The 12485-nt window shown below is 62.9% G+C and carries 10 protein-coding genes and 1 riboswitch; of the genes, 5 read left to right on the top strand and 5 right to left on the bottom strand.

Translation table 11 applies throughout. From position 1 onward, the window contains the following. Positions 1-78: 78 nt before the first annotated feature. From accB to ACWCOO_RS00465, 3 genes are all read right to left on the bottom strand, one after another. Positions 79-531, bottom strand: a complete 453-nt coding sequence (accB, locus tag ACWCOO_RS00455) for an acetyl-CoA carboxylase biotin carboxyl carrier protein (RefSeq protein WP_446831018.1) — start codon at positions 529-531, stop codon at positions 79-81. 49 nt (positions 532-580) lie between these two features. Beyond that, the gene (gene aroQ, locus ACWCOO_RS00460; protein WP_446831019.1) at positions 581-1024 is read right to left on the bottom strand and encodes a type II 3-dehydroquinate dehydratase; all 444 of its coding nucleotides are present in this window, start codon (positions 1022-1024) and stop codon (positions 581-583) included. A gap of 152 nt (positions 1025-1176) precedes the next feature. Beyond that, positions 1177-3645: a TonB-dependent receptor gene (locus tag ACWCOO_RS00465; protein WP_446831020.1), complete on the bottom strand. Its 2469-nt coding sequence runs from the start codon at positions 3643-3645 to the stop codon at positions 1177-1179. Between the two features lie 310 nt (positions 3646-3955). Between ACWCOO_RS00465 and groES the strand changes: the two genes are divergently transcribed. The 4 genes from groES to ACWCOO_RS00485 all read left to right on the top strand — a co-directional run bounded on the left by groES (position 3956) and on the right by ACWCOO_RS00485 (position 9346). After that, positions 3956-4246 carry a co-chaperone GroES gene (gene groES / locus ACWCOO_RS00470; protein ID WP_446831021.1) on the top strand — a complete coding sequence of 97 codons (291 nt, stop codon included), beginning with the start codon at positions 3956-3958 and terminating at the stop codon, positions 4244-4246. 69 nt (positions 4247-4315) lie between these two features. After that, positions 4316-5950, top strand: coding sequence for a chaperonin GroEL (groL, locus tag ACWCOO_RS00475; RefSeq protein ID WP_446831022.1), 1635 nt, complete (start codon positions 4316-4318; stop codon positions 5948-5950). A 283-nt stretch (positions 5951-6233) separates the two neighbouring features. Beyond that, complete coding sequence (glnE, locus tag ACWCOO_RS00480; protein WP_446831023.1) at positions 6234-9107, top strand: bifunctional [glutamate--ammonia ligase]-adenylyl-L-tyrosine phosphorylase/[glutamate--ammonia-ligase] adenylyltransferase; 2874 nt, start codon at positions 6234-6236, stop codon at positions 9105-9107. A gap of 2 nt (positions 9108-9109) precedes the next feature. Then, complete coding sequence (locus ACWCOO_RS00485) at positions 9110-9346, top strand: zinc-finger domain-containing protein (RefSeq protein WP_446831024.1); 237 nt, start codon at positions 9110-9112, stop codon at positions 9344-9346. Here ACWCOO_RS00485 and ACWCOO_RS00490 read toward each other — a convergent pair. After that, positions 9324-10391, bottom strand: a complete 1068-nt coding sequence (locus ACWCOO_RS00490) for a glycosyltransferase family 9 protein (protein WP_446831025.1) — start codon at positions 10389-10391, stop codon at positions 9324-9326. The genes ACWCOO_RS00485 and ACWCOO_RS00490 overlap by 23 nt on opposite strands. Between ACWCOO_RS00490 and ACWCOO_RS00495 the strand changes: the two genes are divergently transcribed. Then, complete coding sequence (locus ACWCOO_RS00495) at positions 10372-11112, top strand: 3-deoxy-D-manno-octulosonic acid kinase (protein WP_446831026.1); 741 nt, start codon at positions 10372-10374, stop codon at positions 11110-11112. The genes ACWCOO_RS00490 and ACWCOO_RS00495 overlap by 20 nt on opposite strands. Before the next feature lie 115 nt (positions 11113-11227). Here the strand turns inward: ACWCOO_RS00495 and ACWCOO_RS00500 are convergent, their stop codons facing one another. Further along, on the bottom strand, positions 11228-12139 hold the full coding sequence (locus ACWCOO_RS00500) for an LpxL/LpxP family acyltransferase (RefSeq protein WP_446831027.1): 912 nt from the start codon (positions 12137-12139) through the stop codon (positions 11228-11230). 67 nt (positions 12140-12206) lie between these two features. Further along, positions 12207-12413: riboswitch (cobalamin riboswitch) on the top strand. Positions 12414-12485: the final 72 nt, after the last annotated feature.

The raw sequence follows: 12485 nt of genomic DNA on the forward strand, positions 1-12485 counted from the left end.
CAGTTTCCGGAAACCGGCGATCACACACCAGCGGCGAGGCGTAGTTGGGCGGCACATGGCGGTAGCGGGGTTTGCCGGTCAGGTGCGAATGACGAAGAGCGGTTGGCCGTACTCCACAGGCTCGGCATTCTCCACCAAGATCGCCGCAACCTCGCCAGTGTGCTCGCTCTCGATGTGGTTCATGGTCTTCATGGCTTCGATCACACAAAGCACATCACCGGCCTTTACCTTGTCGCCCACCCTCACGAACGGCGGCGAAGTGGGCGACGGCGACGCATAGAACGTGCCGACCATCGGCGAGGTCACCTGCTCGCCCTCGGGCTGTGCCGTTTCCGTGTCGGACGCGACACCTTCATCGGCGTGGTCGGTGGGCGCAGGAGCAACCGTTACGGTTTGCTGGGTGGCCTGCGGCGCCCCCACCTTGCTGACGCGGCTGATGCGCACCGATTGCTCGCCGTCGATGACCTCGATTTCCGCCAGTTCCGACTCCTGCAGGAGCTGGATCAGCGTTTTGACTTTTCTCAAGTCCATGCGAATCTCCGCCTTCCTTTACTCGCTTTGTGTCGCGCCGAAGAGAACGTTAGCCGGCGTCCCGGAGCTGCTCGGCCACGTATTGAAGCGCCAGAAGATACCCCTGTGCCCCGAGTCCGCTGATGCAGCCCACGGCAATATCCGTGAGCATGGAGGCACGGCGAAACTCCTCGCGCGCATACACATTGGATAGATGCACCTCCACAAACGGCAGCGCCAACCCCAGGAGCGCGTCCCGCAGCGCAATGCTGGTGTGGCCGTAGGCGCCCGGATTGATCACCAGAAAACCGGCCCCCGGCGCCTTGGCCTGCAGCCAATCGACCAATCCTCCTTCGCTGTTGCTTTGCCCGCAAATCAACTGATGTCCGAGCTGCTCGGCCTCCGCCCTGCAGCGTTGCTCTATGTCTCCCAGCGTGTCCCGCCCGTAGGTTTCGGGCTCGCGTTGACCCAGCAAGTTGAGGTTGGGGCCATTAAGCAGGAGGATATTGGCCATAGGGCACTAGTTAGCCGAATAAGCCCGCATGATAGCCGAACTTAATGCACGCTGCAATCTGCCCGAGAGACCCGGGCAGATTGCAGCACGAATCAGACCTGAATGCGGCTAGCGCCTGCGGATTAGCGGCTGCCGCAGCAGGCGAACCGAGGCTAGAACCGGACGCGCGCCGTAACACCCACCTGACGCCGCCGAGGATGTGACACGGCAAAACGGAAAGGGAACAGGGTATCGAAGAAGCCCCCGGCGCCACCACCGGGCAGAGCGTTCGCGAAGAAAACCTCGCGGAATGCCGCCAATGGTGTGTCGTCGTCGAGCAGGTTGTCAGACCACAGTTCCACGGTATAGCGTTCCGAATCGATTCCGAAGCGCAGGTTCACGTAGGTATGCGCGGGAACTTTGGCCTGATTCGGCGCACCCACCCATTGTTTGCCCGTATACAGCACGTCGCCGCGCGCATACCACTCGATATCGCCGCGCAGTTGGCGCCGATAGCTCAGCGTACCGTTCGCCTGAACCGGCGATTGGCGCAACAACTCGTTGCCGGACACGTCGCCTTCCGAGGCAAAACTCGGAAAGTCGGCAAATGACTCGATCTTGGCATCGTCGAACTCGGACTCCGTGATAGAAAAGCCCAATGTCCCGGTAAGGTTGGGAGTGAAAGCGTAGGTCAAGGCTGCCTCCAGGCCGAAAACGGTGGCGTCGCCGGCATTCTTGTCCAGCGCCAGAATCTCGGCCAGCGGGACGCCGTTCGGATCAACGGTCACCAGTTGCGGGATGACAATGTTGGTCCAATCAATGAAGTAAACGGCGAGATCGCTGCTCATGCGGCCGTCGAGGTAAGTGGCCTTCACTCCCAGTTCGAATGAAGTATTCTCTTCCGGATCGATGTAGCTGACGACCGCAACCTCTTCACCGTTGATGTTGGTGTCGGTGTCAAAATCGAAGTCGCCGCTCTTCTTCGCTCTAGCAATCGAGCCGTAGAACATGGTGTTCTCAGAAGGCTTGTAGTCGAGCGTCGCCCGCCAGGTAATGAAGTCCCAGGTATTGCTCAGGTCGTTGTCGGACTCGAAATCCTGCACTCTCCGATCTTCGTCGGTGTAGCGCAATTCCACGCGCCCGGTCAGGCAGTCGGACAAGTCCCAGTCAACCGAACCGAATAACGACCAGGAATCCGTCTCGTTGAGGAATTCCACTTCATCGCGCACATCACCCAGGGAACCCGCAAACCATGGGCCGAAAACCAGGTCGCCCACCGATCTGCCGGGGAAGGCCGGCAGGGCGAACCCCGTGCCCGGGAAAAACTCGATACAAGGGCAGAAGTTGGCGAAATCAGCCGGCCTCGGCGTCCGGGCCACGATACCGCTCACCTTGTCCTCGGCTTCCACGCTGTAGTAGTAGGCCCCAACGCTGTAGCGCATAGCGCGGTCTGTCGGACTGGTAAACCGGATCTCCTGACTGAACTCATCGGTCGAATCGCCCGGACCGATCTGCAAATACTCCGTTTCGAACGTGCGCAGCAAAAAGGCACGAGGAAATGGGGAGATCGTCGACTGGTAGGCCAAGGTCGTGGTCGGCCGGTCGCGGGAACCATTGATCAGAAACTTCTGCTCGACACTGGAATAGCCCGAAAGCGCCGTGAATGTTCCCAGGTCGGAATCCACGGTAAGCGAAAGGCTGCCGTGAACGACGTCCCGCTCCTCTCCCGTGGCGTCCGCGAAAACGCTGAACGCATCCTCGCTTACCGACGGCAACTCCCCACAATAGTTCTCAAGCCGCTCGCCCATGGCGCTGGTGTTCTCGCAGTTCGCCGGCAGGCCGGCGACTGCGGGCGAATCGATGCGGTCGTTGGACACGTAGAACGAAAGGCCGAGGTCGGTCTGTTCGTTAGGCGTCCAGAACAAACTCGCCTGCGCGGTTTCGTAGTTGAATCCGCCGATATCGGGACCGTCGGGGACCTGGTTTTCATACGACCCGTCCCACTTGTTGCTGATGAGCGCGAGACGGCCCCGCAGTGTCCCCTCTATGATCGGACCGCTGATCATGCCGGACACCACGGTACGGGCGTCATCGCCGAGCGTAAGTTCCCCCTTGCCGCGAAATTCGTCGGTTGGGCGCGCGGTAACGAAATTGACAGCGCCGCTAAAGCTGTTGCGCCCATACAAAGCCGCCTGTGGCCCCTTGATGACTTCGATGCGCTCCAAGTCGAGCTGACTGAAGTTCAGCCCCTCGCGGCCGGACAGGTAAACGCCGTCGACGAAAATAGCGGCATTGTTCTCGCGCCCCTGTACCGCGGTTGGCGCAACGCCACGAATGACGGGCACCGGAAGAAACTCGCCGAGCAGATTGGAAAAGGTCATGCCGGGCGTGAAATTCGCCACATCATCAAGATTCTCGATGGATGCGGATTCGATTTCCGCGGCGCTGAATGCCGAGATCGCCAGCGGCACGTCCTGAAGGCGTTCTTCCACCTTGCGTGACGTCACCACGATCTCCTCGATGGCCGCACCCTCCGACTGCGCATATGCGCTTCCGGAAAACCCCAACGCGAAGATCGCGGACGAGGCGACGATCGCGGACGACGCGATCAATCCAGCTTTTGGCTCAAACCTGGCTGCCATGGCTTTGCTCCCCTGTTGATATTCCCTCGAAACGCGAAGTCTAGCAGACAGTCACGCTTGATTTGGGCACTCGGGCACATCGCGCCGGTTTCCGGAATTCCGGGCGGGAGATAGCCTGTTCAGCGCGGGCTCGCGAACTCAAACATGGGCATGCCCGCCTGCCTCCATAAACAATTTCAGCATCCGCACTTGAAAAAGCGATATCCGTCCCTATCATTTACCCGCTCACTTACGAGAGGGTCAGTTTGCAATCAGATGGCTGCGTCGAAACGGCGCCGCTGAAGGCATTTCCTACGGAGGATAAAGCAAGATGAAAATTCGACCGCTGCAAGACAGGGTGCTGATACGCCGCACGGAAGAAGAACGGAAATCCCCGGGTGGGATCGTTATCCCGGATTCGGCCACCGAGAAGCCCATCCGCGGAGAAGTGATCGCTGCCGGCAAGGGCAAGGTGCTGGAGAATGGCGAGGTACGCCCCCTGGAGCTGAAGGCAGGCGACAAGGTGCTGTTCGGCAAGTACAGCGGTACCGAAGTCAAGGTGGACGGTGAAGAACTGCTGGTCATGAAGGAAGACGACGTCATGGCCATCATTGAGGACTAGCAGGCCACACTCAGGCCGGCTAGGGGCTAGTGCCCCGATTCAACACATTTCTGAAAGAGGAAAACAGCAATGGCTGCTAAAGATGTGAAATTCAGCGATTCCGCCCGGCAGAAAATGCTGGCCGGCGTCAACACGCTCGCCAACGCGGTAAAGGTCACGTTGGGCCCCAAAGGCCGCAACGTGATCCTGGACAAGAGCTTCGGCGCTCCCACCATGACCAAGGACGGGGTGTCGGTGGCCAAGGAAATCGAGCTGGAGGACAAGTTCGAGAACATGGGCGCGCAGATGGTCAAGGAGGTGGCTTCGCACACGTCCGACGTGGCCGGCGATGGCACCACCACCGCCACGGTCCTGGCCCAGTCGATACTCACCGAGGGCCTGAGAGCGGTGACCGCCGGCTTCAATCCCATGGACATCAAGCGCGGCGTGGACAAGGCCAGCCGCGCGGTAATCGACAGCCTGGAGAGCCTCTCCAAGCCCTGCCAGGAAGACACCGCCATCGCCCAGGTGGGCACGATTTCCGCCAACTCCGACGAAGCCATAGGCCGGATCATCGCCGACGCGATGGACAAGGTGGGCAAGGAAGGCGTGATTACCGTGGAAGAGGGCTCCGGCCTGGACAACGAGCTGGATGTGGTGGAAGGCATGCAGTTCGACCGCGGTTATCTGTCGCCTTACTTCATCAACGACGCCAACTCGCAGAGCGTGGAGTTGGAGTCGCCCTACATCCTTCTGCACGACAAGAAAGTCTCCAACATCCGCGACCTGCTCCCGGTACTGGAAGCGGTGGCGAAGTCGGGCAAGCCGCTCTTGATCGTAGCGGAGGACGTGGAAGGCGAAGCGCTGGCCACTCTGGTGGTGAACAATATTCGCGGCATCGTTAAAGTGGCCGCGGTCAAGGCGCCCGGTTTCGGCGACCGCCGCAAGGCGATGCTGGCCGACATGGCGATCCTCACCAACGGTCAGGTGATTTCCGAGGAAGTGGGTTTGTCGCTGGAGAAAGCCACTTTGACCGACTTGGGAACCGCCAAGAAAGTGCAAGTGACCAAAGAGCACTCCACCATCATTGACGGGGCGGGCAGCAGCGAACAGATTCAGGCGCGCGTAGTCCAGATCCAGCGCGAAATCGAGGAATCGACCTCCGATTACGACAAGGAGAAGCTGCAGGAGCGCGTGGCCAAGCTGTCCGGCGGCGTTGCCGTGGTGAAGGTAGGCGCGGCCACCGAGATCGAGATGAAGGAAAAGAAGGCGCGGGTGGAAGATGCGCTGCACGCCACGCGCGCGGCAGTCGAGGAAGGCATTGTGCCCGGCGGCGGCGTTGCGCTGCTGCGGGGGCAGGCCGCGCTGGACGGACTGGAAGGCGATAACGACGATCAGGATGTGGGTATCAGGATCATGCGCCGCGCCTTGGAAGAACCGCTTCGCCAGATCGTGGCCAACGCCGGCGCGGACAGCTCCGTAGTCCTGAACGCGGTCGCCGCAGGCGAAGGTGATTACGGTTACGACGCCGCGGTTGGCGAGTATGGCGAGTTGGTAGGCAGGGGCATCATCGACCCCACCAAGGTTACGCGCCTGGCGCTACAGAACGCCGTTTCGGTTGCCGGCCTGCTGCTCACCACCGAAGCAATGGTTACCGAAAAACCCAAGAAGGAAGAGCCGTCTCCCATGCCCTCTCCCGGCGGAGGAATGGAAGGCATGATGTAGCCTCCCCCGTTGGCGCCACCGCAACTCCAGCGGCGACTCCAGCACTGAAACAACAAGCCCTGCCTTTGCGGACGCAAAGGCAGGGCTTTCTTATTGAGGCGGCGATTTACCAACGAGTCCGTGCCTTCTTCCGGCACCTGGCCCACTGCATCAAGGTATATTGAGCGGCAGGGGGAAACGGCTTGCTCTTGACTGGAGTTTTCCGGATTTCCGGGAGACGCAGCAGTGTCCGGGCTTGCTCGGTGTTATCTTGCCTGCCCGCAGACACGACGGCTGAAGTGAATTGTCTTCTGATTGCGCATCGATTCCCGCCCCGCTTGCAGAGGGCGTAAACAAGGCGCTGGCACAGTTGCGCGACTGCGAAGCGCTGGCCGGCGTCTTGCAGTCCGACGAGGTGCTCACGCCGCTGTCTCGCACGCTCGCCTGCTCGCCATTCGCGGCACGCAGCTTTACGCGCAGACCGGAGATTCTCGCCGCTCTGCTGGAGGAAGGGCGACTGGACCGGGCGCTGAACAGCGGAGAGCTGCCCGCACACGCCACGGCTGCACTTGAGGGCAGCCGCACGGAAGCGTCGTTCATGCGCGAACTGCGCTGGTTTCGGCACGGCGAAATGTGCCGCATCCTATGGCGCGACCTCAATGGGTTGAGCTCCATTGAGGAAAGCCTGGGCGAGCTCACCGCACTGGCCGAAGCGTGCATTCTCGCCGCCCTGGATTTCGCCCGCGGCAACGTGTCCGCAAGGCATGGGCTGCCATACACTGCATCGGGCGAGCCCAGCGAACTGGCCGTCATCGGAATGGGCAAGCTGGGCGGCAGAGAGCTCAATTTTTCCTCGGACATCGACCTGATCTTCGTGTATTCCGAGGAAGGGCGGACGGACGGCGCGGCGCCTATCGATGCCTCGCGATTTCACACGCTGGTATGCCAGCAGATGATCCGGCTGCTGGATCAGCGCACGGTCGATTCATTCGTTTACCGCGTGGACACACGCCTGAGGCCATTCGGCGCCAGCGGCCCGCTCGCCGTCAAAACTTCCTCGCTGGAGACCTATCTGGCCCGGTCGGCACGCGACTGGGAGCGCTACGCCTGGATCAAGGGGCGCGTAGTCAATACCTGCGACATGTCCGAGGCGCTATACGACGACCTGCTGCGGCCCTTCGTGTACCGGCGCTACCTGGACTACAGCGTGTTCGAAGCGCTGCGCGACATGAAGGGCAAAATCGAACGCGAAGCGCTGCGCAAGGACAAGGCCGCGGACATCAAACTGGGTCGCGGCGGAATACGAGAGATCGAATTCATCACACAGTCCATGCAGTTGGTGCGGGGCGGGGCCAATCCGGACTTGCGAGGGCGTGGCCTGCGCGAGATGCTCGCGCGTCTGGGTCACCGGGGGTTTCTCGACCCGGCCATGTGCGACGAACTGGACCGTTCGTATTGCTTCCTGCGCCGCCTGGAAAACCGTCTGCAGGGCATGGACGACCGCCAGACCCAGGCGTTGCCGGACGATGCCGAGGGGCGTACGCGCCTGACCTTGGCCATGCAACACGACACTTGGGAGAGCTTGGCCGCCGAAACTGCCGCCTGCCGCGAAACTGTTGCCCGTCACTTCGCAGCGATCGTGTTTCGCCACGCCGACCTGCCGGAAACGGAAGACGCGCCTCCCGGCGACTTGACGGCCGTGTGGGAAGAAGAAGCGGACAATGCCCGCGACATCCTCGCTGCGTACGGCTTTAGCGACCCGGAAGTGGCGTTGGAATCGATCCACGCGGTGCGCAAAGCCTCGGACTTCAAGAGGCTGGACCAGACCGGCCGCAAGCGCCTGAGCATGCTGGTGCCCAGACTCATCGAGGCAGCCGCCAAGCAGCCCGAACCGGGACTCGTGCTGGCGCGAACGCTTCGGGTCGTGGCCGTCATCGCGCGCCGCTCGGCCTACCTGGCGCTGCTCTATGAGAACGCTGCGGCCCGCGGCCGGCTGGTGCATGTATGCGGCCTGGGCGAGGCACTCGCCAAGCAGCTTTGCTCCTACCCCTGGCTGATGGACGAACTGCTGGACGCCGGCGTTACGGAACAGGAGATAGATCTGAATCAACTGGAGGAGGAACTGGACTTCCGCCTTGTGCGCAGCGCCAATGAAGCCGAGGAAATACGCCTGGCGGCGATCAGCGAATTCAAGCAGGCGGCATGCTTTCGCGTAGGCGTGCTGGACCTGGCCGGTGGCCTGCCTCTGATGCGGGTGAGCGACTTCCTCACGGGCATTGCCGAACTGGTGATCAGCCGCTCGCTGGAGCACGTCTGGGAAGAGCTGGTGGAAGAATTTGGCTCGCCCCGCGCCGTGGTGGACGGGCAGCGGCGACCCGCAGGTTTCGCGGTTATCGCCTACGGCAAGCTGGCGGGCTTGGAAATGGGTTACGGATCGGACCTGGATCTTGTATTTGTCTACGACGCGCGGGGTGAGGAGCAGGTCACCGACGGGAAGCGCAGCATCGCCAACGCGGATTTCTTCTTCCGGGTGGCGCGGCGGGTAATCACCGTGCTCACCACTCGCGGCATCACGGGAAGAATGTACGAAGTGGACACACGACTGCGCCCCAGCGGACGTTCCGGGCTGCTCGTTTCTTCCCTGCAGGCCTTCGCCAGCTACCAGCGCGAATCCGCCTGGACCTGGGAGCACCAGGCCCTGCTGCGCAGCCGCGCCATTGCCGGCGCGGCACAAGTCCGCGAGGATTTCGAGGAATTGCGCATGGACCTGCTGCGCAACGCTGTGCGGCGGGAGGACCTGCGTGCCCAGGTACTCGAGATGCGCCGCCGAATGCGGTCCGAGGCGCCGAAGAGCCCCCAAGGGCGCTTCGACATCAAGCACGCGCGCGGCGGCTTGCAGGACATCGAATTCATTGTGCAGTTCCTGGTTCTCAACCATTCCCACGAGCACCCCGAGCTTGCGGCTTGGCCAGACAACGTTCGGCAAATGGAAACGCTTGCCCACCACGGCGTCCTCAGCGAAGAGGACGCTGCAACGCTTACGGGCTGCTACCTGGCATTTCGCGAAGACCTGCATCATCGCGTGCTCGCAGAGCGGCCGGGCCATGCGCCTGCCGCCGAAATGGCCGAGCGCGCCGAGGCGGTAGGGGCGCTGTGGCGGCACTACCTGGAGGAGTAGCGATGGCCGATATACTTGCGCCCATGATGGCTGCGGGAAGCGAACGGAAACTTGCCTCCAACATGGAGCGGCGCTACCTGGTGTCGGAGAAGGATCTGCCTGTATCCTGCCCTCTGCCCGACACCTCCCGCTGGAACTCGCACCCGCGCGTATATCTGCCCCTGAAGCCCGGCGTAGACGCCATCTGTCCCTATTGCGGGGCCGTTTTCTCTCTCGTCACTTCCGGTTCGAAGAAGTAAGCCTGCCCGCGACCGCGCGGGGATAGCGTGCGCCTGCGCTCCAGGCCCGATTTACCGCTTCGATTACATCGCTCGCCGCGATCTCGCGCATGGCGCCGGGCTGCTTCAGCCGGCGGCCGAAACGGATGTCCTCCACGCGCTTGCCCAGCAAGCGTCGCACGGCCTGCGGATAGCGGTTAACGACATGCTGGCCACTGCCCCAGGGCCCCGTGCGCTCGGGGTTGGAGCTTGCGTAGAGGCCGACTACCGGCACTCTCATGGCGGCCGCGATATGGGCGGGTCCCGAATCCGGGCATACGACGATCCTGGCTCGGCTTATCAGCGCAGCGAGCTGCTTCAGCGTCGTGAGCCCGTTGACATCAGTCACGCCGGGCAGCGCGCCGATAACCGCGGCATATTCCCGCTCCAGAGGGCTGCCGGAACCCGTCAGCAGCACACTGCCCCCCAGTCTCTCTACAACATGCCGCGCCACCTGCGCGTAGTCTTGCGCCGGCCAGTTGCGAAATGCGCCGCGCCGCTGACTGCTGAGGGGACTGATCAGACAATACGGGGTGCCGGGCGCCAGCGCGTCGGCCACCTCCCGGTCGCGCGCTGCGATAGGAAAGTCCCAGCACGGCTCGGCGGGCATGTCGATGCCCATGTGTTGGGCAAAACCGAACAGCGCTTCCATGACATGCTGACCCGGCTGGTGGCGGATCCGCTCGCTTGTGAACAGCCATTGCAGATCGCGCGCCCGCAGCCGGTCAAAACCGATCCGGCGCCGGCAGCCGGTCATCAACGCCACGCGGCTGGCGCGAAACGATGCCTGCATCTGCAGCACCAGGTCGAAGCAGCGGGCTTTGAGCCGGGCCTTCAGGTCTCGCATGCCCTGCCGGCCGGCGCGCTTGTCCAGCACGAGGAATTCCACGCCCGCAAGACCTTCAAGCAATGCGTGCTCGGTTTGGCCGATAATCCAGGTGATGCGGGTATCCGGCCATGCGCTTTGGATCGCCCGCACTACCGGCAGCGCGTGGCAACAGTCCCCGATGGCGGACAAGCGGATCACGCATAGGCTGCTCGGCGGCTTCGACATGCTTGAACAAACGCAGGAATTCGGGAACGACCGCATCCTACATGATGCGGCAATCACGCGCCGGGCCAGACCGGACTGGTTCGAGCACGACTACTGGCAACGCCGGGGCCAATGGGAAGCCGCGTCTGCCGGGCGCGGAAGCGCAGCCCGAGTCGGCAAGGATGGGCAATGGTTCCTGCGTCATTACCTGCGGGGCGGCAAGGCGGCTTTGCTGAGCAGGGACCTCTACCTTTATTCCGGCCAAGAGCGGGCCAGACCGTTTGCCGAGTTCCGAATTCTGGCCAAGTTGCACGCTTCGGGCCTGCCGGTGCCCAAGCCGGTGGCCGCACGCGTTCGTCTGTCCAGCTTGCGTTACTCTGCCTCGCTGATTACCGAGTGGATCGTCGATACGCGAACTCTTGCCTCAGCGCTTGCCGACTCGGACGCGCCAGCGAAGCTGATGAAGGCCGTGGGCACCACGCTGGCGCGCTTTCACAAGGCCGGTTTGTGCCACGCCGATCTCAACGCGCACAACATCCTGATCGGGGTGCGTGGCTCGGTATGGCTGGTGGACCTTGACCGCGCCCGCTTGCGCCGTCCTGGTAACTGGACCAACAGCAGGCTGCGGCGCCTTCGCCGATCCTTGCGGAAACTCGGTCTGGACCAGTGCGGCGCATTCGAGGTGCTGCGCCGGCAGCACGATCGCAGCCTATAACCTGGAATTCCCGAGACTGGTCAATGTGTGGGCCGGCCGCTGGTTCGCCGCGCAACAGTCTTCCTTCAGGTCAGCCAAATGCCGGGGCGCGGCGCCGACCCGCGGGCTATGCGGATCAGTCGTAAGGGTCGGAATATGGTAGCGGCCGGCGCTTGAAGCGCCTGTGTATCCAGTAGTACTGCTCGGGCGCCTCGCGCACATGCGTCTCCACCAGCGCGTTCATGCGCTCGGCTTGCTGCTCCGGAGAGGCGCCGGCGAAGCCCTCCAATGCTGGTCGCAGTTCCAGGCGGTAGCGTCCGTCTGCAAGCCGGCGCGTAAACCAGGGCACCACAGGGGCGCCGCTGATCCGCGCCAGCCGTCCCAGCGAGGCGCCGGTCATGGCCGGCTCGCCAAAGAAAGGTGCCAGCACTGCGGTCTTGGCGTCCGTCATCTGGTCGCCCGCAAACCACAGGACCGCGCCGTCGCGCAGCGCCCGTAGCATGCCCCGCACGTTGTACTTGGACAAGGTTTGCGAGCAGACCCTGAGACGGGCGCGATTCATGAGGTAAGCAAAGGCGGGATTGCCGCCCGGGCGATAAACCGCCACCAGTCCCGCGCTCGGGTAGGCAAGCGCACGGGCCGTGAACTCAAGTGCGACGAAATGTCCGCCCAGAGCAATTACGCCACGTCCCTGGCCAACCGCCTCTTCGAGATGTCTGGCGCCGGAAACCTCCACCAGGTCGCGCACTTCGCCGTCGCTGCACCAGGCGCCCATCGCGAGCTCCACCAGACCCTGCCCCAAGGACTCGAAATGCGCCCGCAGCGTGGCGTCCCGGCGGGCCACCGACCAGCCGGGAAAGCACAGTTCCAGATTGCGCAATGCCACCGCTCGCCGCCTCACCATCGCTCGAAACGCTACCCTTCCGGCGGCCCGGCCGAGCGTCAGACGCGCCCGGTGAGGCAGCGCCGCGAGCAGGCGCAACCCGCCAAGGAGCGGCAATGCCGGCCAGTTGGAAGGACTCTTGAGAAGGCGCGTCAAGGGATTCATGCAGGCTGGTTCGGCGCAGATTCTATACAGCAAGGACGGCGCGTCTTCCGCCGTGCACGGTGGTATAGTGCAACGCGATTTATCGGGTGAACGGGAAGCCGGTGGAATTCCGGCGCTGCCCCCGCAACGGTGATCGAGTCAAGCGTCGTTCACGCCAGCAGCAAGCGCGTGATGGCAGCCACTGCCCGCAGCGGCAGGAAGGCGAGCGGCGCGGTATCCTTTTCAGTGGATTCCGCTCGAAAGCCCGGAGACCGGCCCGAATGAATGACGTTGGCGGCGCGGCGGGCGCAAGCGGCGAGCAGGACACTCCTGCGGCCCAACCCCCGTTCTGCCTGGGCACGAAATG

This window comes from Candidatus Foliamicus sp., assembly GCF_965221325.1.
Classification (GTDB): Bacteria; Pseudomonadota; Gammaproteobacteria; order Steroidobacterales; family Foliamicaceae; genus Foliamicus.

What these genes read in the sequence shown, in the direction of transcription:
- groES (WP_446831021.1), top strand. Translation starts at nt 3,956, where the DNA reads ATGAAAATTCGACCGCTGCAAGACAGGGTGCTGATACGCCGCACGGAA.
- ACWCOO_RS00500 (WP_446831027.1), bottom strand. Translation starts at nt 12,139, where the DNA reads ATGAATCCCTTGACGCGCCTTCTCAAGAGTCCTTCCAACTGGCCGGCA.
- accB (WP_446831018.1), bottom strand. Translation starts at nt 531, where the DNA reads ATGGACTTGAGAAAAGTCAAAACGCTGATCCAGCTCCTGCAGGAGTCG.
- ACWCOO_RS00485 (WP_446831024.1), top strand. Translation starts at nt 9,110, where the DNA reads ATGGCCGATATACTTGCGCCCATGATGGCTGCGGGAAGCGAACGGAAA.
- aroQ (WP_446831019.1), bottom strand. Translation starts at nt 1,024, where the DNA reads ATGGCCAATATCCTCCTGCTTAATGGCCCCAACCTCAACTTGCTGGGT.
- groL (WP_446831022.1), top strand. Translation starts at nt 4,316, where the DNA reads ATGGCTGCTAAAGATGTGAAATTCAGCGATTCCGCCCGGCAGAAAATG.
- ACWCOO_RS00465 (WP_446831020.1), bottom strand. Translation starts at nt 3,645, where the DNA reads ATGGCAGCCAGGTTTGAGCCAAAAGCTGGATTGATCGCGTCGTCCGCG.
- ACWCOO_RS00495 (WP_446831026.1), top strand. Translation starts at nt 10,372, where the DNA reads ATGGCGGACAAGCGGATCACGCATAGGCTGCTCGGCGGCTTCGACATG.